A 23660-nucleotide genomic window follows, 5' to 3' on the forward strand; every position below is an offset into this window, starting at 1 on the left:
GTCATGCCTCCCTTTTTTGTTTCTGTTCCTCCAGCGCGGCGAACAGGCTCCGCAGGCGGATCCGCACCGCGCCCAGATTGGTGATCTCGTCGATTTTCAGCTGGGTGTACAGCTTGCCGCCCGCCTGCAAAATTTCCCGCGTCTCATCGGAGGTGATGGCGTCCACCCCGCAGCCAAAGGAAATCAGCTGCACCAGATCCATATCCGGCTGAGAGCAGCAGTATTTTGCCGCCGCGTACAGCCGGGCGTGATAGGTCCACTGATTCAAAACCGAGGTGGGAAAGCGGTCTACCCGGCCGGAAACAGCGTCCTCGGTCACCACCGCCGCGCCGAATTGGGTGATCAGGGTGTCGATGCCGTGATTGACCTCCGGGTCCGCGTGGTAGGGCCGCCCCGCCAGAACGATGATGCGGCGGCCCTCCGCTCGCGCACAGTCGATGATGCGCGCCCCCTCCTTCCGGATGAGGGCCATGTGATTGGCATACGCGGCGTACGCCGCGTCCGCTGCCTCTCGCACCTCCCCCCGGGTGATACCGCAGAAATACTTTTGCAGCAGCGCGTACATTTTTTTTGAAAAATCCTTGGGCCGGTGAAGGCCCACATAATCATAGATGAATTGGGTCTCGCGGACCTCTGGGCAGTTGCCGGCGATGACCTCCGGATAGTAGGCCACCACGGGGCAGTTATAATGGTTATCCCCCAGACCCTCGTCGATGTTGTAGGTCATGCAGGGGTAAAAAACGGCGTCCAGCCCCAGCTTGGAAAGAGCCTCAATGTGCCCGTGGGCCAATTTTGCCGGGAAGCAGGCGGTGTCGCTGGGGATCGTGCCCTGCCCCTTCAGGTAAAGGTCCCGGCTGGAGAGGGGGCTGTGGTAAACGGCGAAGCCCAGCTTTGTAAAGAACGTGTGCCAGAAGGGCAGCAGCTCCCAGAAATTCAGGCACAGCGGCAGCCCGATCTTTCCCCGCCGCCCGGGTACCGGCTTGTAGCTTAGAATCAGTTTTCGCTTGTAGGCGTAGAGATTTCTCTCTCCGTCGTCCGCCTTGCCGGTGACCGGACGCTCGCAGCGGTTTCCGCTGACGAAGGTGGCGCCGTCGGTGAAGGTGTTGATGGTCAAAAGGCAGTTGTTGCCGCACCGCCCGCACGTCTCGCTCCGCGTCTCCTGACGAAACGCCGCCAGCGCCTCCTGCGAGAGCAGCGTGCTCTTTTGCCCGGCGTCGGCCTTGTTTTTCCCGTACAGCGCAGCGCCGTAAGCGCCCATCAGCCCCGCAATGTCGGGCCGGATGACCTCCACGCCCATTTCCTTTTCAAAGGCCCGCAGGACCGCCTCGTTATAAAATGTGCCGCCCTGCACCACGATATTTCGCCCCAGTTCTTCGGGGGAGGCCGCGCGGATCACCTTGTAAATGGCGTTTTTCACCACGGAAATGGAAAGGCCCGCGGAAATATTTTCAATGGACGCGCCGTCCTTTTGCGCCTGCTTCACGCTGGAATTCATGAACACCGTGCAGCGGCTGCCAAGGTCCACCGGGCGGTCCGCGAACAGCCCCAGCCGGGCAAATTCCTTCACGTCATAGCCCAGCGCCTGGGCAAAGGTCTGCAAAAAGCTTCCGCAGCCGGAGGAACACGCTTCGTTGAGAAAGATGTTGGAAATGGCCCCGTCCGCGATTTGAAAGCACTTCATGTCCTGACCGCCGATGTCGATGATGAAATCGACGTTTGGGAGGAAATTCCTGGCGGCGGTAAAGTGCGCCACAGTCTCCACCACACTGTAATCGGCATGAAAGGCTTCTTTCGTCAAATCCTCCCCGTAGCCCGTGGTGGTGACGGAGGCCACCTGCAATGCCGGGTGTTCCTCGTAGAGTTTTTGCAGCGTCTCCCGAATCAGCGGCACGGGATTTCCAAGGTTTGGCCGATAGTCTGTAAAGAGGATGCGGCACTCCTGATCGATGACCGCCAGCTTCACCGTGGTGGAGCCGGAATCGATGCCGATATGCACCGGCGCGGCATAGTCCGCGCCAAAGGGGACCTGCGGCACCGCAGCCTTTGCGTGACGGGTGCGAAACGCCTGATACGCCGCCTCGTCCGCAAACAGCGGCGGCTGGCTGCGATACGTCTCGGAAACGCCGTGGGCGCGGATCCGGCCCGCTACCTCCCGCAGGTCAAAGGCTTTGTCCGCATAAAACGCCGCGCCCAGAGCCACGAACAGCAAACTGTTTTCCGGGCAGGACCCGGCAATGCCCAGCGTGCGGTCAAAGCTCTCCCGCAGAACCCGGGAAAAGGTCAGCGGCCCGCCCAAATAGAGAACGCGGCCCTTGATGGGCCGTCCCTGGGCGAGGCCCGCAATGGTCTGATTCACCACCGCCTGATAGATGCTGGCGGCAATGTCCTCCGCTCTGGCCCCCTGATTCATAAGGGGCTGGATGTCGCTTTTGGCGAACACGCCGCAGCGGGAGGCGATGGTATAGGTCTTTTCCGCTCTTTGCGCGGCAGCGTCCATCTCGTCGGCGCCCATCTTCAAAAGCGTTGCCATCTGGTCAATGAAAGCGCCGGTGCCGCCGGCGCAGGAGCCATTCATCCGGACCTCGATCCCATTGGTGAGAAACAGGATTTTGGCGTCCTCGCCTCCCAGCTCAATGATGGCGTCCGTCCCCGGTGCCAGAGCTTCCGCCGCCACGCGGGTGGCAAACACCTCCTGCACAAAGGGCACATCCACGCACTCCGCCATGCCCATGCCGGCAGACCCGGAAATCGCCAGTTCAGCCCGGCCATTGGGCACATACTGCTTCGCCACGCGGAGCAGCAGTTCTTCTGCCTTTTCCAAAATATGACTGAAGTGCCGTTCGTATGTACTATATAAAATATTGCCCGTGTCGTCCATCACCGCACATTTTATGGTGGTGGACCCCACGTCAAGTCCCACTTTCAAAGCAATTGCCTCCTTCAGGAAAACGGTTACGCTATTCCAAAATGCGCAAACCGCAGGATACCACATTAGAAGATATCATACTCTCTTTTGGAAACCCGCGCAATTGTCAAAGTTCCAAAAGCTTGTAAAGAAACTGTTAAAAAGCTTAGCAGTGCAGGGCTTGCCTTTCTCTGATTCTATGCTATACTTGTCCCATTCAGAAGCGAAAGGAAGAGCCCTCATGGATACTGTCTTGCTGCACTGCTGCTGCGCGCCCTGCTCGCTGAGCTGCATCGACCCGCTGCGCGCGGAGGGGATCGAGCCGGTGGCTTTTTGGTATAACCCCAATATCCATCCCTGGACGGAGTATCAGGCCCGCCGGGACTGTCTAATAGACTATGCGCCCACCATCGGCATGGAGGTGCGGGTGCGGGAGGAATACGGTCTCAGGCCATTTGTGGAGCACGTGGCAGAGGATATCGACCACCGCTGCGCCTACTGTTACGAGCATCGCATCGAGGGCGCGGCGCAGTACGCGGCCCAGCACGGCTTCCCCGCCTTCACCACCACTCTGCTTGCCAGCATCTATCAAGACCACGAAAAAATCGTGGCGGCGGCGCAGCGGTATGCAACCCAGTACGGCGTGGAGTTTTTATACCGGGACTTTCGCCCCAATTTCCACACCGGAAATCAGCGCGCCCGGGAGGAAGGTTTTTACATGCAAAAATACTGCGGGTGCGTATTTTCCGAGGCGGACCGGTATCAAAAGAAGATCGACCGGGACAAGGCCCGGTTTGCGGAACCTTAAGCGCAGCGCCTTTCCCGAATCAAAAACGGTCGTTCCCTTTTCAAGCGGGAACGACCGTTTCTTCAGTTTTTCAGGCTGTGGAGCGGGGCCGGAATGCGGCCGCCTCTTGCGATAAACGCCGCGCTGGACTCCGGGTGCACCGGCATCACCGGCGCGCTGCCCAGCAGTCCGCCCATTTCGATGGTGCCGCCCACGGTCTTACCCGGCGCGGGCAGCAGTCGGACGGCGGTGGTCTTGCAGTTGACCATGCCGATGGCCGCCTCGTCCGCAATGATGGCGGCGATGGTCTCCGCCGGGGTGTCGCCGGGGACCGCGATCATGTCCAGTCCCACGGAGCAAACGCAGGTCATGGCCTCCAGCTTGTCCAGACACAGCGTCCCCGCCTTGGCGGCGGCAATCATGCCCTCGTCCTCGCTGACGGGAATGAAGGCCCCGGAAAGGCCGCCCACGCTGGAAGAAGCCATCACGCCGCCCTTTTTCACAGCGTCGTTCAAAAGCGCCAGCGCCGCGGTGGTGCCGTGGGTCCCGCAGGTCTCCAGACCCATTTCCTCCAGAATCCGGGCCACGCTGTCTCCCACGGCAGGCGTGGGCGCCAGAGAGAGGTCTACGATGCCAAAGGGCGTGTCCAGCCGGCGGCTGGCCTCCTGTGCCACCAGTTGACCCATACGGGTGATCCGGAAAGCCGTCTTTTTCACCGTCTCCGCCACCACGTCAAAGCTCTGCCCCTTTACCGCCTGCAATGCGTGATACACCACGCCGGGGCCGGAAACACCCACGTTGATGACCTTCTCCGCCTCGCCCACGCCGTGGAAAGCGCCAGCCATAAAGGGATTGTCCTCCACCGCGTTGCAAAACACCACCAGCTTCGCGCAGCCAAGACCGTCCTGCGCCTCGGTGGCCTTGGCGGTCTCTTTGACGATGCGACCCATCAGGGCCACCGCGTCCATGTTGATGCCCGCCTTGGTGGAACCCACATTGATGGAAGAGCACACCAGCTCCGTCCGGGCCAGCGCCTCGGGGATGGAGCGGATCAGCTTCTCGTCCGCCGCGGTCATGCCCTTTTGCACCAGCGCGGAATAGCCGCCGATAAAGTTTACGCCGCAGGTCTTGGCCGCCCAGTCCAGCGCCATGGCAAAGGGCACATAATCCTCCGTCTCACTGGCGCCGGCTACCAGCGCCATGGGAGTGACGGAAATGCGTTTATTGACGATGGGGATGCCGAATTCCTGCTCGATCTCCTCCCCCGTCCTGACCAGTTTTTCCGCGTAGCGGGTGATCTTGTCGTAAATCTTCCCGCAGGCCCGGTCCGCGCTTGGATCGCAGCAGGAGAGCAGCGAAATCCCCATGGTGATGGTGCGGATATCCAGATGCTGCTGGTCGATCATCTCAATGGTGGAGAGAATGTCCTTTTGATTGAGCATAACTGCCTCCCCTCCTCAAAGCGTGTGCATGGCGTTGAAAATTTCCTGCCGCTGAATGCGGATGGAAAGTCCCATCCCCGTGCCCAGCTCCGCAAGCGCCTCGCCCACTTCCCCAAAGGATGCGGTGGCCTCGCTCACATCCACGGCCATGACCATGGTAAAGGAGCCTTGCAGGATCGTCTGGGAGATATCCAGAATGTTGACGTTGAAGGTGGCCAGTTTGTTGCAGATGGCGGCAATGATGCCAACCCGGTCCTGACCCACGACGGTAACGATGGCGTTCATAAGTTTCCTCCTCAAAAAACAGCTGTGTACAGTTGTACACGCTTTCTTCTAAAATATGGTCCTGCGGCGCTTAGAAAATTGGTTCACGCTGCCCGCTTATGCGGCTATTTTAGCACGATTGCGTCCGTTGTGCAAATATAAAAGGACGCACCTCCGGCTGGAAGTGCGTCCTCCGGACTCTTTTGCGCTGGTAGAATCTGATATGCCCTGTCAGACCTCGTCAAAAAACTTGGCGTGGATGGCCTTCACGGCGCGGTTCACGTCCTCTTCGTCCAGCAGGACGGACACACGGATCTCGGAGGTGTTGATCATCTGAATATTGATGCCCGCTTCGTACAGCGCCTCGAACATCTTGGCGGCCACGCCGCAGTTGCTCATCAGCCCCGCGCCCACGATGGAAACCTTGCCGATGTCGTCGTCGGCTTCGATATGGTCGAATTTCAGCGCTTCCTTGTGCTCTTCCAGAATCTGCTCCGTATCCTCCAGATCCTTTTTATGCACGGTAAAGGTAATATCCTTGCTGTCCTGACGCCCGATGGACTGCAAAATCACGTCTACATTGATGTTGTGCTTACTCAAAAGGTCAAAGACCTGAAACGCCACGCCGGGATTGTGCCGCAAACCGATCAGGGCGATGCGGGCAATGCTGGTGTCCTTTGCGACGCCGGCAATATTCGTTTTCTCCACTTTTGTAACCTCCTTAATTTTCGTGCCGGGCTTGCGTTCCAAACTGGACAAAACCTCCAGTTTCACTCTGAACTTCTTTGCCAGCTCCACGCTGCGGTTATGAAGCACCTGCGCTCCCTGAGACGCCAGCTCCAGCATCTCGTCGTAAGTAATCTCCTCCAGCTTGCGGGCGCTTGGCACCATGCGGGGATCGGTGGTGTACACGCCGTCCACATCGGTGTAGATGCGGCACAAATCCGCCCGGAAGGCGGCCGCCAGTGCCACCGCGCTGGTATCGGAGCCGCCGCGGCCAAGGGTGGTCACATCGCCCTGCCGGTCCACACCCTGAAAGCCGGTGACGATGACGATGCGGTGCTGGTCCAGCTCCGCCTGAATACGCTCAGAATCGATTTTTTTGATGCGGGCGTCGGAATGGACGTTGGTGGACTGGATGCCCACCTGCCATGCTGCAAGCGACACGCACGGAAGGCCCATGGCCTCCAGCGCCATGGCGCAGAGGGACACGGAAATCTGTTCGCCGGTGGATAGCAGCATATCCATCTCCCGCTTGGAAGCGTGGGGATTGATCTCCTCCGCTTTGGTGATGAGGTCGTCGGTGGTATCTCCCTGGGCGGAGAGCACCACAATGACGTCGTTGCCCTCCAGATAGGTCTCTGCAATAATTCCGGCCACGTTCCGCATGTGCTTGGCATCCCGCACGGAACTGCCGCCGAATTTTTGTACGATCAAACTCATAGTGTTTCCTTCTTTGCTTCAGATTGGATTTTTCCGGCTTGGGCCCCGCCCGGGCCGGACGCTCTCTTCCCCATCATACGCAAAACGGGATGGGTTTGGGAATCACGCAAGCACCCGAATGCAGGAGAGCACATTTAAAAAGCGGGATTGTGCCCGCGCATCCTCGCCGCTGATCCGGTCCGTCAAAAAGGCGGTCTCGCCGTCCTCGCTCAAAACCTCCACCTGCCCGAAGGCCATGGCCGCGTCGGTGAGGCTGCCCTCAATGCGAAAGTAATACCGGGTATGCAGCTCCAGCGGATTTTCAAACCCGTCGCTCTCAGCCGACCAGCCGATCTCCTCTCTGCGGGGACTTGCCTGCAAACATTCCATTACATCCGCCACGCAGGCGGAGGCGGTGGGCAGCTCTCCGGCGCCCCGCCCGTAAAACATCACGTCCCCGGTGGCATTTCCGCGGATCATGACGGCGTTGAACACGTCCTCCACATTGGCCATGGGGTTTTCCTCGGCAATCAGGTGCGGCGCAACATAGGCCGTCCGCCCTCCGCCGGGCAGCCGGACCGCGCGGCCCAGCAATTTAACGCGGTATCCCGCCCGCTGGGCAATTTTCACGTCCCGCAGGGACAGCTTGGAGATTCCCTCCATGGGGACTGCGGCGGGGTCCACCTGATGGCCAAAGGCCAAATCTGCCAGAATGCAGGTCTTGCGGCCGGCATCGATCCCCTCCACATCGGCAGTCGGGTCCGCCTCCGCGTACCCCTTGGCCTGCGCCTCCCGCAGGGCGTCGGAAAAGAACGCGCCCGTGCGGACCATGCGGGTGAGGATATAATTGGTCGTCCCATTTAAAATGCCGTAGATCTCGTCGATCCGGTTCGCCGCCATGCACTGGGTCAGCGGGTGGAGGACCGGAATACCGCCGCCCACGCTGGCCTCGAACAGGTAGCTGACGTTTTTCTTTTTCGCCAGCTCCAACAGCTCACAGCCCCGCTCCGCCACCAGTTGTTTGTTGGCGGTCACCACATGCTTGCCCGCAAGCAGCGCGCGCTTTGTGTATTCGTAGGCCGCCCCCACGCCGCCGATGGTCTCCACCACCACGCGGATGGCGTCGTCCTCCTCGATCTTTTGGAAGTCGTCGGTCATCAGCTGGCGGTAGGGGCCGTCTTTAAACCGGCGCACCAAAATCGTTTTTACTTGCAGGGCCTCGCCCAGCTTGTGCTCAATCTGTCTGGCGTTTTCCGCCACCACCTTGACAACGCCGGTTCCCACCGTGCCAAGACCCATCACTGCGATCTGTATCATGCTTGTTCTCCCTCTCCGGACGCTCAGCCCGCCAGTATCTCAAACCGCACCACGCCGTCCAGTCCGGACACGTCGGAAAGCAGCTGTTCCAAAGACTCCTCCATATCGCTGGTCTCTGCGGAAATGGTCACCGCCGCGCAGCCGTTGGTAGGGATGCTCTGGTTGATGGTGAGGATGTTGGCGCCGGAGGCCGCAAACACGGAAAGCACCCGGCTGAGTACGCCGGAGGTATCCCTCAGCATGGTATAAAACGTGATAATATGCTCCGACTTCATGTCGTTGAAGGGCTGCACGGAATCCTTATACTTATAAAACGCGCTGCGGCTAATCCCTGCAAGCCGGGTAGCTGCTCCCACGGTATCCACCTCGCCGGTTTGCATCATGCGCTTGGCCTCCGCCACCTTAATGAAAATCTCCGGCAGCGCTTCTGCCGCCACAATGTAGTATTTAATGGTCTTTGCCACTTCGTCCACCTCCTGCGGTCATTTGTCCTTATATGCGGTCCATCGTACCATAATTTTGGTGACGGTGCAATGAAAAACGGCAAAGTTTTTTTATAGAAAACAGGGAAACTTTTACGAAAAATCTTGCATTGCGTAGGCACATTGACAAATACGGGCCGCAAAAGCAGCACGTGCCCATGGCTCCCGCCGCCAGGCTGCTTCAGGCGCATCAGCCGGATTGCTTCCCCGGCTGCGGTAAAGCCTCTTCCCTGTTTCGATTTTTCCGGAGCAGCACAAGGCTGACGAGGAATGTAATCAGCTCAGTGCAGGGCATGGTCACCCAAACGCCTGTCATACCGAACAGCCGGGATAGCGAAAAGGCAAGAACGGTAATCAGCACAAACGCCCGCAGGCTGCAAATCAGGAACGAAGCCCCCGCCTTGGAAATGGAGGCAAAGAAAGACGCGGTCACAATATTAATGCCGGAGAGCAGCAGCAGCGGGAAATAAAGGCGCATTCCTTCGGTGGCCAGCTGCGTCAACATGGGGTTTGCGTCCCGGTTGAAGGCCAGCGCCAAGGGCCCGGCAAAGAGAAGCACAATCAGATATAGCACGATTCCAATGACCGCCGCAAAGAGGACCGCCCAGCGGAACACCTTGCCCAGCGCATACTGATCGCCCCGGCCGTATGCCTTGCTGATAAGCGGCTGCACGCCCTCCGAAATCCCGGCAAAAATTGCCACCGCAAACAGGTTCAGATTGGCGATGACGCCATAGGCCGCAACGCCGGTATTTCCCGCAAGACCCAGAATGAGGAAATTAAAAATTAGCATCACAAGGCCGGTGGAGAACTCGGTGACAAAGGCGGAAAAACCGATGGAAACGATTTTCCCGATGCGTCGCAGCCCAACGCCGCCTTTTGCAGGGCGCAGGCCGCTTTTGCGGGAAAACAGATGAACGGAAAGGGTCGCCAGTCCAATGAGCGGCGCCATACAGGTGGCGATGGCCGCGCCGAACATCCCAAGCCCCATGGGAAAGATGAAGAGGTAGTCCAGAATCACGTTGCTCAGGCTGCCGGTCACCATTGCCAGCATGGAAAGATGGGGTGCGCCGTCATTGCGCACAAAGCACACCAGCGCATTGTTGGTGATAAATGCAGCGGCGAACAGCATGATGGTTTGGAGATAGTTCTTGGCAAGCGGGGCAATGGAGCTGTCCGCCCCCAGCAGCGTGCAAATGTCCCCGGCAAAGAAGGTGCCCAGCAGCATGACGAGGATTCCTGTACCGATGCACAGCAGCATGGTCAGCGTGAAGCATTGCTTTGCCTGTTCCGGCCGGTTCGCGCCGTGGTAGATGGCATATTTGGTCGCGCCGCCCATCCCAAACAGCAGCCCCAGTCCGCTGATGAAGCTGTAAACGGGCATCACCAGATTCAGCGCCGTCAGCCCGTCCGCCCCCACGCCGTTGGCCACAAAAAATGTGTCCGCCAAAATGTAGCAGGACAGCGCCAGCATCCCCAGCACGTTGAGGGGGACATAGCGGATGAATTGCCGCCGCAGGCTACGGTCTGTTTGCAGTTGCTTTTCCATGGTCATTCTCCTGTCAAGTCGCACAAAATAAAAGCGCCTGATGTTTTGTACCCCATGGCCTATGGTACAAAACTCAGACGCTTGCCGTCAGCATGGAATCCGGCGAAACCATGCTTCCTTTGATTCGATTTTTTTATAGTATACGAGATAGCGGCAGGTTTGTCAACTTCCTGCTGATTCTTGATTCTCACTTCCGATTTTGTGCCAGTGTGGCGCCCTTTACTTGCTGGGTTACCTGAACAGTGAGAAAAACCTCCGGATCGACAGAAAACAGTATTTCTTTGATATGGGCAACGTTTTTTCGCTTAGCGGTCGTTAAAATAGCGATTCGTTCCGCGCCGTGTATTCCCTCCGCGGGAATTAATGTGAGTGCGTGCCCCTGCTCCCGCAAAAGAACAGCCGCCTGCAATGCGTCATTTTTCTCCACAAATAAACCTGTAACAGAGCAATATCCCAAGGCCATTTTTTCTTCAATCACCGATCCCAAAACATTTCCGATTGAAAAAGCAGCGATAAGAATGATAATTTTAATGGGATCATTTGCAAATCCGGTTAACGCGGAAGCGGTAATACAAAGCCAGAAGGTGTATTCAAACAGAGCCATAATTGCGCCCGGAAGCCGTTGACCCTTGTGTATCAGCTGAGAGCGCAGAGAGGCCAGCGCAACTTCAAATAATTTTCCGAAAAAAACAAACAAATAAACATACGGGGAACTCCCCGATAAAAACTCTGCTATCAGTTTCATGAACCCACCCCCTTCCTCAATTTAACTGTTCATTAAGCGTTCCTCTTCATTTCCGGCAAGCGATTGACTGAGCAAAAATATTCATAAAATGCATCAACGGAAGGCCCCTCTTCGGTATCGGCAAGCGATTCTTTCACATCAAATAAAATTTGCTGCATGGTGCTATTTGAAAAGTATTTGAACACAGGGCTGCCCCAACGGGGAATCACTGCGCCGTGGTCAAAATAATTCCAGAACATCAAACTGTTTTCCTGATGCAAATAAAGCCTGTGTTCGCTATGGATTTTCACCATGCCATCTCCGCACAGGTCGCCGAAGAAATCATCTTCCACCATAAATGCGCCTACAATTCGGCGTTGCTCAGGACTGTTTTCGGGACATTCCGTCAGTAAGCAGGCTGAATTTGGCTTTAGACGGCTTGGAATGCGCGGCTCTCCTTTTGCAGATCCGCTTAAATAACAACCGGACGACACCGCGCCGGACGCAAAAATCTGATCGATTGCGGTTCCGTCAACGTGAAAAGCCGCTTGAGAATTTGGTGCGATTTTCATCGTGCGTATTCGCTGACGGCGCTCCTGCTCCTCCTGCAATCGTTGCTGTTGCGCGTTTTCTTCCTGTAAACGCCTATCCCACTTGGCGGTGATTTCACTCTGCGCGGACTGGTCCTTGAGCGTTAAAAAACTGATAAATGCGTCAGGATAAATGAATTTTTTATCTCCTTGAGAAAAGCAGATCGTAACAATTTTATTAGAAAAATCTGTTATGACCCCCGGCCCAAACGTTTTATGCTTGACCGCCTGTCCAACCAACTGCATCATATGTCTCCTTTCAAATTATAAAAGAAAGAGCCTATCCTGCCTAGACCGATCACCCCGCGGCAATCCAGGCTCTTTCTTTTCTCGGCACAATACTACGCTGCAGAATTACTCCGCCGCATCTTCTGCCGCACCCTTCTTTGCAGAGCGTATCTTATCATTGATTCGCAGAATCAGGCTGCTGTCATCAACCTGTAAATCAATTTTTTCGCTTTTAAATTCTGGAACATCGGCGACTGTTAACACCGTACCAACCGGCATTCCTTCAAGGTCAACCGTCACGGTATCAATCATGTCCGCAGGCAGAGATGCATAGGGGATTTCAAGCAGCATCCTTTCCAGCGTTCCGGCAATCATATCCGAATTTTTCAGAATGATATGGATGATACTGTTTACTTTTTGATCAGAACGCAGCGCCTGGAAGCTGATATGAACAATTTCGTTGTTTAGCGTGTTCAGCTCCTTTTCTTTGATTTGCACGGGAATGGTTTGGCCGTCAAGCTTCAATTGGAGCTTACTGCCCTCCCGCTTGAATCGAACCAATTTCCGTGCAATCGGCTCTTCCACCTGGATGGAGACGGACTCCTGCAAGCCTCCTCCAAAAATAACACATGGTACAAACCCTGCCCGTCTCAGCTTCTTTGTTTTTTCATCGGGATTGCGTTTTTTAACTGTGATCATATCCATGTCCTTCTCCTCCTGCATATAATATTAAATGCTAAAATTCACGCATTTTACCGCGTAAATTTGTTGCCGTTTTTGTTCTATACAGCCGCATAACTAAAATTGGCAGCATAAGCGAATAAAATAAAAAAAGAAGGGCTTTTCATACAACACCATGGGGTGCAATACCAAAAGCCCTTCTTAAAAGACGGTTCTTTTTGTTAAATTATTTTTATTATAACACATGTAAAGAAGAAAAGCAAGCCGGATAACCCACGGGCATTTTACATTCTCAGTTTGGAACCTGCGTGGGTTGAGCTGGGCAACGTTCTTAATGATTTGTTATCGCCGGAAGAAGCGCTTAAGATGTATGACCGGGCGCTTGTGCTGGGAATGGACAGGATTGATGTTCTTGGGCATATCGGACAGTCGCATATTCTTGCCGGAAGATACCAGACAGCCGAGCAGTGTTTTCGCGAAGCGCTCGAGAGCAGACCGGATGACCTGCACACAATTACCGCCCTTGCGCGTTGCTGTCTGCATCTGGGGCGCACCGAAGAAGCCGAATCCCTTTTCCTGCGTGCCATGTCGCGGGATATTCCCGAGTACAATGACTGGGTGGGCCTCGGGCGCAGTCTGCGCCAGATGCGGCGCAGCAAAAAAGCCGAAGAGGTTCTCGTTCGCGCCCGCGGCAGCGAACCGGAAAAACCGGAGGCCCATTATGAGCTTGGACTTCTTTACGAGCAGATGGGCTTTTTTCGCAAAGCCGCCGACGAGTTCGAGTATCTTCTCGAAATGGAAGGAGAATATGCGCGGGTGTGTCTTCCGGACCTTGGAGTCTGCTACTGGCAGTTGGGCTTTTTTGCCCGTGCGCGGGAAGTTTTCGAGCGAGCCCTAGCGCTTAAACCAAATGACGTAAAGCTCTATGTTGACCTTGCGCTACGCTACAGGATGGGCGGGAAATTTCTTGAAGCGCATGCCTTGCTGAACAAGGCGCTTGAGCTTGATCCGCTCTCTGCCCCCGCGCTTGTTGAGAAGGGCCATTGTCTTCTGGAGCAGGGAAAATTTGATGAAGCGCGCAAGGTTTTGAATGAAGCCATCGGGATTAATCCCAAGCTCGGGATGGCCTATCGGCTGCTTGGGCGCTCTTATGTTCAGCAGGGGGAATTTGATCAGGCGCGCACGGTTTTTAATAAAGGGATTGAAGCGGATCCTAATTTCTGGGAGCTTTATATCGGGCTTTGGCATTGTATCCGCGAAAACAATCCAAGCCACCTTGTCGGCGAGGACATTATTCTGAAGGCGCTTGAAGTCGCGCCGTATATTCCTGACGTTTATATTGAAGCCGGATTTTTTTATGCCCAGAACAAAGAATACGAAAGGGCGGAAAAAATGTTTCTCGACGCCATTGCCATTGACCCGGAAAACAGTGTGCCGTATGTTCAGCTTGCTGATGTTTATATCCTGAGCAACAATGGCGCGGCGCTGGAAAAGCTTGTTTCAAAAATGAAAAATATCGGCGGTCTTGATGCGGAGAAAAACAGAAACCGCTTTGAGCGGCTTTACGGTTTCCTGGCAGTTTACTATCGCCAGAATGGAGACAGTAAGACGGCGGACAAATATTTTCTTAAGGCCGGAGATTTGCGCATGCAGTATTACTGTCCCGGGACGAAAAAGAATTTTATTCAGCTTTACAATATTTTAAAACAGCGCGGAATCAAGCTTGTGTGCATGCAGTATCCGATGCGCGACGTGGCTTCTTTGCGTCAGGTTTTTGATGCGGACCATGACGTTGTTTTTGTTTCCAATGAAGACAATTTCCGGCAAGCGCTTGAAAAGTACAAATTCAATGAGCTTTTCGAAGACCATTTTGCCGGCGATTTCGGCCATGCGACGCGTCTTGGAAACAGTCTTATCGCAAAACGTCTGGCTGACGAACTTATGCGGCTTGTTTTCAGCAAAGCGGCAGTAAAAAATAAGACGCCATAAAATTAAGCTTTGGCTTAAAGGGGTTAAAGCCAGGGCCCTTTTTACGGCGTCTCATTTTTCGGGGGAAACAGGGGGACGCTGCTGTTAATATTTTTTCCGTTTAGTGTATGTCGTATGCAGAAGTTTATGTGATTTATGTCCCAGCGGTTCTTTCAGGAAATCCTTGTATATCATTGTGACTTCAGGGTTCTCATGGGATTTTCTAAGTTCCATGCTTTCGTCTTCTTCGTAAATCGCTTTTGCGCGCGCCAGACGTATATCACAGTTTGTCGGAATCGGCTGGCCGCCGCCGCCAAGGCATCCGCCGGGGCAGGCCATGATTTCGATAAAGTGATACGGGCTATTGCCCGCCTCAACTTGTTTTGCAACCTTTCTGGCGTTTACCAGCCCGTGCGCCACGGCAACACGAAGTTCAACGCCTTCAAGAAAATCCCATTCTGGCAAGCAGCCTTCGAGTTTGAGTGAGGCTTCCTTCACGCCTTCCATTCCGCGTACAGGTGCTACCTCGAGATTCTTGAACGGTATTTCGCGTCCGGTTACGATTTCGTAAACGGTTCTGATTGCCGCTTCCATCACTCCGCCGGTTGCGCCGAAGATTACGCCCGCGCCCGTGGACATTCCCATCAGGCTGTCAAAGTGAGACGGCTCGAGGTTTCTGAAATCAATGCCGGTCTGCTCAATCATGAGCGCCAGTTCGCGGGTTGTCAGAACGTAATCGACATCCCGAAATCCGCTTGACCACATCTCCGGTCTGCCCGCTTCAAACTTTTTAGCCGTGCACGGCATGATTGAAACCACAACGATGTCTTTCGGATCGACTTCGGCTTTTTGCGCGTAATAAGTTTTTGCAAGCGCGCCGAACATCTGTTGCGGGGACTTGCATGTGGAGACCTTCTCAAGCTGGTCCGGGAATTCGTGTTCGATATATTTTATCCAGCCCGGAGAGCATGACGTATACTGCGGCAACGGTGCGGGTTCCTTGTCTTTGAGCGCTTTTTTTAGCCGTGTCAGCAATTCGGTGCCTTCTTCCATAATGGTGAGGTCGGCCGTAAAGTCAGTGTCGAATACGGTGTTGAATCCGATGCGTTTAAGCGCGGTCACCATCTTGCCCGTGAGTCTGTTGCCGGGGTCGTAGCCGAGTTCTTCGCCGATTGCAACGCGCACGGCCGGAGCCGTCTGCACCACAACGTGTTTGTCCGGAGAGTTAATCGCGTTCCACACCGCTTCGACGTAGCTTTGTTCCGTGAGCGCGCCCGTCGGGCAGCGGTTTACGCACTGGCCGCAGTTTGTGCATACGACTTCGGCAAGCGGTTTTTCAAGGAAGGTCGCGATTTTCATTTCGCTGCCCTTGTGTGCGGCCGTGAGCGCGGTGACATGCTGAAGATCCGCGCATGTTCTCACGCAGCGCTGACAGCGGATGCATTTTGCAAAATCCTTTTTGATTGACGGCGACGATATATCGAGCTCTTCGGGCTTGCAGATGTTGATAAGGTTCTGGGTCTCGACACTGTATTCACGCGACAGCGACTGAAGCTCGCAGTTCATGTTTTTGAAACAGTGCACACAGTTTTCCGCGTGCTCGGAAAGCATCATGGCGATGATGTGTTTTCTGGCGGTGCGCACTTTTTTGGTGTTTGTCAGAATCTCCATGCCTTCGGCCACGGGCGTGCAGCAGGAGGCAAGCAGCGTGCGCGCGCGTTTTTCTTCGACGACGCAGATGCGGCAGCTTCCGGCAATGCACAAGTCCGGGTGATAGCAGAGGGTGGGAATTTTTATGTTGAGTTCTTTGGCCGCGTCCAGAATGGTAGTGCCCTGCGCGACCCGCAACGGGGTATTATTGATTTTTATTTTTACCATGGCTTCCATCTATCTTTTCTCCCTTATGTATTTTTAGTAGATAATCTCTTCGCGAAAATTCTCGACAATTGAAATAAAGGGATTGGGCACCGACTGGCCGAGTCCGCATTTTGACGCGATGCGCATTGTGCGCGCCATGGCGATAAGTTCGTCCAGATACGTGGACGGTTTTTCGCCGCGCTTTACGGCTTCAATGCCGCGAAGCAGCTGCTGACATCCGATACGGCACGGGGTGCATAGACCGCAGGACTCTTCCTGGAAAAATTCCAGATAATTGTGAAGCACATGGTACATTGAGCGCGAGCTGTTAAAGAGCATCATCGACCCGCCCGTGGGCACGCCTTCAAAGCCAAGGAATGTTTCGGAAAACTTCTTGCGCGGCACACAGTGTCCCGAGGAGCCGCCGACCTGAACGGCCTTTGTGTCGCCGTCTCCGAACAGCTCGACAAACTCGTCAACCTTCATCCCGAGCTCCAGTTCATAAATGCCTTTTACATCGGCGTCGCCCGAAATGCAGAAGACCTTCGCCCCGCGCGAATCTTTTGTTCCGAGTTTTAAAAACTCTTCCGGACCAATGAGCATAATCATTGTGCAGTAGACCAGGGTTTCGACATTGTTGATTACGGTCGGCTTGCCTTTAAAGCCTGATACTGTCGGAAATGGCGGTTTGTTTCTCGGCTCGCCGCGTTTTCCTTCCATTGAATCAAGAAGCGCGGTTTCTTCGCCGCAGACATATGCGCCGGAACCGGAGATTATGTTTATTGTAAACGGGAAATTGCGGGCCTTGAGGCCTTCGTTGAATTCATCAAGGTCTTTTTGGAGCCGTTCGAGAAGGTCGTTGTATTCGGCGCGAAGATAAAGATAGCCCTTCGAGACGTTGCCGATTGTGTGCGCGCAAAGCGTCATGCCGGTAAAGACCTTGTGGGCGCGTTCGTGAAGAATCTGCCTGTCCTTGAAGGTTCCCGGTTCGCCTTCGTCGGCGTTGCAGATTACAAAGCGCTCGTTGCTTGGTTGTTCCTTTGCGCTTTTCCATTTTAGCCCTGTCGGGAATCCGGCGCCGCCGCGACCCTTAAGACCCGAGGCGTTGATGTCGGAAAGCACCGCGTCGGGCGGCATTGACAATACTTTGTCAATAATGTCCCAGCAGTTGCAGTCTTCGAAAATAAGATTTACTTTCTTGGTATGTTCATTAATGATATCGGTTTTTGTCATGACCCGTTGTCTCCCTCGGTTTAAAGATATTCTTCCAAAGCTGCTACGGCTTTTTCCGCTGTCAGTTCTGTGTAGACCTTGTCGTTAATCAGCATGGCGGGGCCTTTGTGGCACCAGCCGATACAGTTTGTGGCAAGAAAAGTAAAGCGGTTGTCCGGGGTCGTTTCGCCCAGCTTGATGCGCAGTTTCTTTTCAATGGCCCGGACGATTTTGTCTTTGCCTGCCATGTAGCAGGAAATGGTTTTGCAGATGCGGATTATATTCTGACCGCGGGGGACAGTGTCGAGAAAGGTATAAAAAGAAGCTACCCCGTAGACTTCGGCGCATGAAATATCCATGGCTTTTGCAATCTGGGTTAGGGCTTCTTCCGAAAGATAGCGTTCATGCCGTGTCACTTCCTGCAATATCGGCAGAAGATTTTCACGGTCGGCTCCTGTTTTGGATACAATGTTGCGGACAAGCTCTTCGATCTGTGGCATTTTCTCTGGTCTCCTTTCTTTGGGGCAGCTTTGTGCGACTCATATGCGTGCGCTAGCGATGTGCCCCGCACCTGTGTGGAGGGCGGGTCGGAAGAACAGAAACAAAAATTTTTCTTGCTGTCTCGCGTCTTTTGACTTGTTCGTGCTGTGTGTTCCTGATGGAGGAAAAAGTCCGTTGTCTGAGTTTTTTTGTTTTTAGACTTCCTCGTCTTATAAAAACAATGCTCCTGCAGTCAGGAACATTTGAAAAATTGTTCTCAGGACACCATTGGTCAAAAGTTGATATTCCATTCAGGCTGATATGGTTGAGCGGATATTATCAAGAAAAATGAGCCGTAGCAAATGATTTTTGTAATGATTGTAACTTACGAGAGAAAAACAGATAAACCATAATAATCAAAAAAATATTTGTAAGCAGATACAAAACAGCCGCTTATGCGGATTGCAAAAGCGGCTGTAATAAGTAAATTTATATATAAGATGCTAGGCAGAAAAACGGACAATGCGGGCAAAGCTTTTTGCTTCCAGAGATGCGCCGCCTACCAGCGCGCCGTCAATGTCCTCGCAGGCCATCAGCTCGTCGATGTTGTCCGGTTTGACGCTGCCTCCGTACTGGATACGCATAAGTCCGGCGGTTTCTTCGCCGTAGATTTCCGTGAGCACGGAGCGGATATATGCGTGCATGTCCTGTGCGTCCTGAGGCGTGGCGGTCTCGCCCGTGCCGATGGCCCAGATTGGCTCATAGGCGATAACAAGTCCAAGCGGGGATTCGAACTTTACGTCTTTGAGTCCGGCGCGAATCTGTCCGCCTACGATGTCTTTTTCTTTTCCGGCCTTGCGCTCGTCCTTTGTTTCGCCGACGCACATAATCGGGGTGAGCCCGACTTCAAGAGCGGCTTTAACCTTGAGGTTTACCAGCGCATCGGTCTCGGCGAAAAGCTGTCTGCGCTCGCTGTGTCCGATAATAACATAGCGGCACTGCGCATCAACGAGCATATCCGGGGAAAGTTCGCCGGTAAACGCGCCGCTTTGTTTGTAATACATGTTCTGCGCGCCGAAGCCGATAAGGGTTCCGGCAAGGGCGTCTTTGACCGTGGAAATAAGAATCGACGGGGGGCAGACGACAATGTCCCTGTCCCGAAGTCCGGAAAGTTCTTCTTTAAGCCCGGCGCAAAGTTTCTTTGCGTCAGCGGTAAGGTTGTTCATTTTCCAGTTTGCGGCAAGAATGGGTCTTCTCATTTGGATTAGCACTCCTTTTGTTTGTTGCTATTTTAAATTATGTCTAGGTTGTTATGTTGGTTTCTGCTGCTTGTTTTTAAAGCCGGGAACAGAAATTCTTTATGCGGCTAAGCGCCGTCTTGATGTCTTCAATGTCAACGGCGTAACACATGCGCACATGACCCTCTCCGCATTGACCGAAAGCCGTGCCCGGCACAACCGCCACTTTTTCTTCGGTCAGAAGCCGCGTGCAGAATTCGGTTGAAGACAGACCGAATTTGCGGATGGACGGAAACACATAAAAAGATCCTTCGGGCATGTGACAATTGAGTCCGATTTCGTTCAGGCCCTCAACAATGAAATTACGGCGGCGGTGGTATGCGGTTTTCATTTTTTCAACCGCAGGCGCGCCGTTTTTGAGAGCCTCGCAAGCTGCGACCTGTCCCGAAATCGGGGCGCACAGCATCGTGTATTGATGAATCTTGGTCATGCCCGCGATAATATCCGCCGGTCCGGCCACGTAGCCGATGCGCCAGCCCGTCATCGCGTGCGCCTTGGAAAAGCCGTTGAAATAAAGCGTGCGACCGGCGGCTGACGGACACATCACCATTGGCGTGTGTTTGTGGTCGTAAGTAAGCTCATCGTATATCTCGTCGCTCATAATAAGCAGGTCATGTTTTTTCGCGACCGCGGCCAATGCTTCCAGTTCGTCGGCCGAGTAGCTCGCCCCGGTCGGGTTGCATGGGTAATTTATCAGTATGGCCCGGGTTTTGTCTGTAATCGCCGCCTCAAGTTCTTCGGGTGTAAGCTTAAAGCCTTTGGCAGGGTCGGTGCTTATTGCTACCGGTTTGCCGCCGGCAAGAATTACTGTCGGCGCATAAGAGACATAGCAGGGTTCAGGAATAACAAGTTCCTGCCCCGGGTCAAGAATGGTGCGCATCGCAAGGTCAAGACCCTCGCTTACTCCGACTGTTATAAGAATCTCTTTTTCCGGCCGGAAGCGGACGTTTGACCTTTTAAGTATATGCTTGCTGATGAGCTGTCTTAGTTCAAGCAGTCCCGAGTTTGAGGTATACGAGGTCAGGCCGTTTTCAATTGAATAGAGCGCCGCTTCGCAAATGTTCCAGGGCGTTGAAAAATCCGGCTCGCCGACACCGAGCGAAATAACGTCTTCCATTCCGATTACCAGTTCAAAGAACTGCCGGATGCCTGATGGCGGAAGATTTTTTATTGTATCTGTAACAAAGTCCTTCATATATGGAATTCCTGTCTACCGTTGCTGTTAAGGCGAGACCTGCAGTCTTGTGTCCGACTGTTTTCCGGCTGTCAGAATGTCTCCGTCTTCCTTGTATTTTTTCAGAAGAAAATGAGTCGATGTCCCGCGCACGTTTTCAAGCGGCGAGAGCTTTTGCGCGACAAAGTTCGCGACACTGGCAAGCGTCGCTCCTTCAACCACAAGCAGAAGGTCGTAGCCTCCTGACAGCAGGTAGCAGCTTGTAACTTCCGGGAAGTTGTAAATCCGTTCGGCGACAGAGTCAAAACCGCGGTCGCGCTGAGGTATGATTTTAACCTCGATAAGTGCGCGCACCTCGGCGTTTGAGTCGGAAGCATAATCGTGAATAGCCTCTTTATTGAGGATAGTCTTATATTTAAGGATAATATTATCCGCTTCGTATTTTTTAATCGTGTCCCGAACCTCTTGCGGGTCCTTGCCCAGCATTTTGGCTATATCTTCGGGACAGGCTTTTGCGTTGTGTTCTAAAATTTCGAGAATAGGATCCATGGCCGAGAGCCTCCTTTTATCTGTTTTTTGTCCTGATTGCGCAACATGCACAATGCCGTCAGACGAGTAAACAGTGTTTCGCGTGTTCCTTTTATTTAATCATTACAATTGAGCCGTGAGGAACACAAGGGCTTATTTTAAGCTAAACTTTTGACAAATAATACACTAAAATGCACAAATGCGCCAGCAAGTCGAAACAGGCGCATGATATATATAAACAGCAATATTGCAACAGGAACAGGGTGCATGAAACTCAATATACTAAAGTCCAAGATTCATCACGGCGTAATTACGCAGGCCGACATTGATTATGACGGCTCATTGAGCGTTGATGCCGACTTGATGAAGGCCTGCAACATGAAACCGTTTGAAAAGGTCTTGGTTGCTAACTTGGTTAACGGCAATCGGTTAGAAACGTATCTCATTGAAGGCCCCGCAGGCAGCGGAGTGATTTGCGCAAATGGCGCGGCCGCGCTTTTGTTCAGTGTCGGCGACGCGGTTATTGTCATGAGCTTTTGTCAGCTTGATGAAGACGAAGTTGACGGGTTCGAGCCGTCAATCATCCGGCTTTCCAAAACTTTTGAAAACAAAATCATTGGCCGGGGCATTAAAAAAGCTTTTTAGTCTTTATTCTTTGATTCGTTTGCACAATTGAAAGAAATCGGAGCAATATGAAAAAGATATTCATCACTGGCGGTGCCGGCTTTATCGGTTCGCACATGGCTCAGAAGTTTCTCGAACTCGGCCACGAGGTCAGCATTCTTGACGACCTTTCAACAGGAAGCATCAACAATATCGAGCATCTTAAGGGAAACAAATCTTTTTCATATCGGATAGACACGATTTTCAACGAGCCGCTTTTGCGCGAGATGATTGACGCGAGCGACGTTATTTTCCACATGGCCGCGTCCGTCGGTGTGCGTCTTATCATTACCGACCCGGTCAACACCATGGCAAACAATATTCACGGAACCGAGATTGTTCTTAAGTATGCCGCGCTAAAAGGCAAGCGCACCTTTATCGCTTCAAGCTCCGAGGTCTATGGCAAAGGGAGCCGCATCCCGTTTAGCGAGGAAGACGACATTATCCTCGGGCCCACGTCCAAGGGCCGTTGGTCGTATGCCTGTTCAAAGGCGATTGACGAGTTCATGGGGCTTGCGTATTTTAAGGAATACAAACTTCCCGCAACGAGCTTCAGGCTGTTTAACACCGTCGGCCCGCGTCAGACGGGAAGATACGGAATGGTGATTCCGCGCTTTGTAAGCGCCGCGCTTAAAAACGAGCCTGTCACGGTTTACGGCGACGGCACTCAGAGCCGCTGTTTTATCAATGTCGCCGATGTGGTGGACGCATGCGTCAAGCTCATTGACGCAGACAAATCAATCGGCACGGTTGTCAACATCGGCAGCAGTGAGGAGATTTCCATTCTTGACCTTGGCCGCAAAGTTATTGAAATGACCGGCAGCAAGTCTCAGATTCAGTTTATTCCTTACGACCAGGCCATGGAGGCGGGTTTTGAGGATATGCAGCGCCGAGTGCCGGATACGACGCGTCTTCGCGGCATTATTGATTTTGAGCCGCGCTACACTTTGAAAGACACGCTGAGTCAGGTCATTGATTCGATTCGTCCGACGCTTTAGACTGTGATAATCTGGCCGCTGACCTGTGCGCCTGCTTTAATATGCGCGCCGGGCCAGACGACTGAATTCTTGACGTTCGCGTTTGCGCCGATGCGCGCGTTTTTCCCGATAACGGTAAAAGGGCCGACCGTTGCGCCGTTTTCAACACTCGCGCTGTTGTCTATGAGCGTGTTGTTCTTTTCCTTTTCCAGCATCCGCATATTGGCTTGCATATATTCGTCCGGATTGCCGATATCCTGCCACGTTCCCTCGCATTCAAATCCGAAGATGCGGCCAGTTGTCAAAATCTTTTTGTAGACGGCCGCGACAATACAGAACACTTTTGTGTCTGTTGGGAAATACTTGAAAATTGCCGGGTTGATTATGTGGATGCCTGTAAAAATAAGGCCTTCATCCGGTATGCGGCCGTCGTTTTTCGGAACAAATTCCATAATCTGTCCGGCACGGTTTATCGACGTGTGACCGTAGCGTTTTGCCGCGGGGGTTTTAAACAGAATTAGCGTTGCAAGCGCGTTATTTTGTTTGTGAAACGTAAGCGCGTCTTTAAGATTTAAATTGAAGAGCATATCCGCGTTTACTACCCAAAAGTCGGATGACGAGAGTTTGTCTTGCAGGTTTAACATGGCTCCGCCAGTGCCGAGTATCTCGCGTTCGGGCGAGTAGCTTATTTTTGCGCCGAGCCGTGCGCCGTCTTTGAGTTGGACCGGAATCATTTCCGGCAAATGGTGGAGGTTGACTATAAATTCTTTGCTTGCGGTTACGGGCAGCATCGTTTCAATCGTATACTCGATGAGCGGTTTGTTCGCGACCGGGAAAAGAGGTTTGGGCAGCTGCCGCGTGTATGGCAAAAGCCTTGTGCCGTAGCCTGCGGCAAGAATAAGCGTTTTCATTTTGTGTCCTCCCCGTTGTTCTCCGCGTCGAGGCCGAGCAAACGGTGTTGTTGCATTACGGCCAGAATATTTTGAGCTATAAGCGTATAGCCCTTTGCGTTTGCATGCGCCATATCGTCTGCCAGAAGTTCGCTTTCGGGGGTGCCATTGGCAAAAAACCCTTCAAAGCACGCGGCATTGTCAACATAGGGGATTTCCTCT

Annotated in this window: 22 protein-coding genes; 4 read left to right on the top strand and 18 right to left on the bottom strand. The window is 53.5% G+C overall.

From position 1 onward, the window contains the following. Window position 1: 1 nt before the first annotated feature. A complete protein-coding gene (locus tag PHI30_RS07975) occupies window positions 2-2926 on the bottom strand; it encodes an acyl-CoA dehydratase activase (RefSeq protein WP_300026296.1) in 2925 nt (974 codons plus the stop codon). Between the two features lie 220 nt (window positions 2927-3146). Here PHI30_RS07975 and PHI30_RS07980 point away from each other — a divergent pair, with 220 nt between their 5' ends. Beyond that, window positions 3147-3713: an epoxyqueuosine reductase QueH gene (locus PHI30_RS07980; RefSeq protein WP_300026299.1), complete on the top strand. Its 567-nt coding sequence runs from the start codon at window positions 3147-3149 to the stop codon at window positions 3711-3713. Window positions 3714-3775: 62 nt separating this feature from the next. Here PHI30_RS07980 and PHI30_RS07985 read toward each other — a convergent pair whose 3' ends face one another. The 9 genes from PHI30_RS07985 to PHI30_RS08025 form a co-directional block, all read right to left on the bottom strand. Further along, window positions 3776-5134, bottom strand: coding sequence for a PFL family protein (locus tag PHI30_RS07985; RefSeq protein WP_300026302.1), 1359 nt, complete (start codon window positions 5132-5134; stop codon window positions 3776-3778). Between the two features lie 15 nt (window positions 5135-5149). Then, window positions 5150-5419, bottom strand: coding sequence for an ACT domain-containing protein (locus tag PHI30_RS07990; RefSeq protein WP_300026304.1), 270 nt, complete (start codon window positions 5417-5419; stop codon window positions 5150-5152). Window positions 5420-5629: 210 nt separating this feature from the next. After that, entirely contained in the window at window positions 5630-6841 is a 1212-nt protein-coding gene (locus tag PHI30_RS07995) for an aspartate kinase (RefSeq protein WP_300026308.1), read from the bottom strand. A 102-nt stretch (window positions 6842-6943) separates the two neighbouring features. Continuing rightward, window positions 6944-8137: a homoserine dehydrogenase gene (locus PHI30_RS08000; protein WP_300026310.1), complete on the bottom strand. Its 1194-nt coding sequence runs from the start codon at window positions 8135-8137 to the stop codon at window positions 6944-6946. Window positions 8138-8160: 23 nt separating this feature from the next. After that, window positions 8161-8601 (bottom strand): ACT domain-containing protein, encoded by a 441-nt coding sequence (locus tag PHI30_RS08005; protein WP_300026312.1) that lies wholly within the window; start codon window positions 8599-8601, stop codon window positions 8161-8163. A gap of 208 nt (window positions 8602-8809) precedes the next feature. After that, window positions 8810-10168 carry an MATE family efflux transporter gene (locus tag PHI30_RS08010; protein WP_300026314.1) on the bottom strand — a complete coding sequence of 453 codons (1359 nt, stop codon included), beginning with the start codon at window positions 10166-10168 and terminating at the stop codon, window positions 8810-8812. Between the two features lie 187 nt (window positions 10169-10355). Next, window positions 10356-10913, bottom strand: coding sequence for a DUF2179 domain-containing protein (locus tag PHI30_RS08015; RefSeq protein ID WP_300026316.1), 558 nt, complete (start codon window positions 10911-10913; stop codon window positions 10356-10358). A 32-nt stretch (window positions 10914-10945) separates the two neighbouring features. After that, on the bottom strand, window positions 10946-11731 hold the full coding sequence (locus PHI30_RS08020; RefSeq protein ID WP_300026319.1) for a hypothetical protein: 786 nt from the start codon (window positions 11729-11731) through the stop codon (window positions 10946-10948). Window positions 11732-11836: 105 nt separating this feature from the next. Then, window positions 11837-12415 (bottom strand): 50S ribosomal protein L25/general stress protein Ctc, encoded by a 579-nt coding sequence (locus PHI30_RS08025; RefSeq protein ID WP_300026322.1) that lies wholly within the window; start codon window positions 12413-12415, stop codon window positions 11837-11839. 273 nt (window positions 12416-12688) lie between these two features. On the opposite strand from PHI30_RS08025, the gene PHI30_RS08030 reads away from it, so the two are divergent. Then, window positions 12689-14380 carry a tetratricopeptide repeat protein gene (locus tag PHI30_RS08030; RefSeq protein ID WP_300026325.1) on the top strand — a complete coding sequence of 564 codons (1692 nt, stop codon included), beginning with the start codon at window positions 12689-12691 and terminating at the stop codon, window positions 14378-14380. Window positions 14381-14464: 84 nt separating this feature from the next. Here the strand turns inward: PHI30_RS08030 and PHI30_RS08035 are convergent, their stop codons facing one another. The 6 genes from PHI30_RS08035 to PHI30_RS08060 form a co-directional block, all read right to left on the bottom strand. Then, a complete protein-coding gene (locus tag PHI30_RS08035; protein ID WP_300026359.1) occupies window positions 14465-16237 on the bottom strand; it encodes an NADH-dependent [FeFe] hydrogenase, group A6 in 1773 nt (590 codons plus the stop codon). Between the two features lie 33 nt (window positions 16238-16270). After that, complete coding sequence (locus tag PHI30_RS08040) at window positions 16271-17449, bottom strand: NADH-ubiquinone oxidoreductase-F iron-sulfur binding region domain-containing protein (protein WP_300026328.1); 1179 nt, start codon at window positions 17447-17449, stop codon at window positions 16271-16273. Window positions 17450-17469: 20 nt separating this feature from the next. Beyond that, window positions 17470-17928, bottom strand: a complete 459-nt coding sequence (gene nuoE / locus PHI30_RS08045; protein WP_300026331.1) for an NADH-quinone oxidoreductase subunit NuoE — start codon at window positions 17926-17928, stop codon at window positions 17470-17472. 483 nt (window positions 17929-18411) lie between these two features. Continuing rightward, window positions 18412-19167, bottom strand: a complete 756-nt coding sequence (gene tpiA, locus PHI30_RS08050; protein WP_300026334.1) for a triose-phosphate isomerase — start codon at window positions 19165-19167, stop codon at window positions 18412-18414. A gap of 76 nt (window positions 19168-19243) precedes the next feature. Beyond that, complete coding sequence (locus PHI30_RS08055; RefSeq protein ID WP_300026339.1) at window positions 19244-20401, bottom strand: aminotransferase class I/II-fold pyridoxal phosphate-dependent enzyme; 1158 nt, start codon at window positions 20399-20401, stop codon at window positions 19244-19246. Between the two features lie 27 nt (window positions 20402-20428). Continuing rightward, window positions 20429-20929, bottom strand: a complete 501-nt coding sequence (locus PHI30_RS08060) for an Lrp/AsnC family transcriptional regulator (RefSeq protein WP_300026342.1) — start codon at window positions 20927-20929, stop codon at window positions 20429-20431. Between the two features lie 246 nt (window positions 20930-21175). Between PHI30_RS08060 and panD the strand changes: the two genes are divergently transcribed. Together panD and PHI30_RS08070 are read left to right on the top strand one after the other, a co-directional pair. Beyond that, window positions 21176-21553 carry an aspartate 1-decarboxylase gene (panD, locus tag PHI30_RS08065; protein ID WP_300026345.1) on the top strand — a complete coding sequence of 126 codons (378 nt, stop codon included), beginning with the start codon at window positions 21176-21178 and terminating at the stop codon, window positions 21551-21553. A 47-nt stretch (window positions 21554-21600) separates the two neighbouring features. Beyond that, window positions 21601-22569 (top strand): NAD(P)-dependent oxidoreductase, encoded by a 969-nt coding sequence (locus PHI30_RS08070; RefSeq protein WP_300026348.1) that lies wholly within the window; start codon window positions 21601-21603, stop codon window positions 22567-22569. On the opposite strand, the gene PHI30_RS08075 is transcribed toward PHI30_RS08070, so the two are convergent. Next, window positions 22566-23459, bottom strand: a complete 894-nt coding sequence (locus tag PHI30_RS08075; RefSeq protein ID WP_300026350.1) for an NDP-sugar synthase — start codon at window positions 23457-23459, stop codon at window positions 22566-22568. The two genes, PHI30_RS08070 and PHI30_RS08075, sit on opposite strands and share 4 nt — an antisense overlap. Continuing rightward, the coding region (locus PHI30_RS08080; protein ID WP_300026353.1) for a hypothetical protein at window positions 23456-23660 on the bottom strand (205 nt) is incomplete at its 5' end. The genes PHI30_RS08080 and PHI30_RS08075, both read right to left, overlap by 4 nt.

Origin of the sequence: Oscillibacter sp., assembly GCF_028693505.1 — a bacterium.
In the GTDB taxonomy this organism is placed as follows: Bacteria; Bacillota; Clostridia; order Oscillospirales; family Oscillospiraceae; genus Oscillibacter.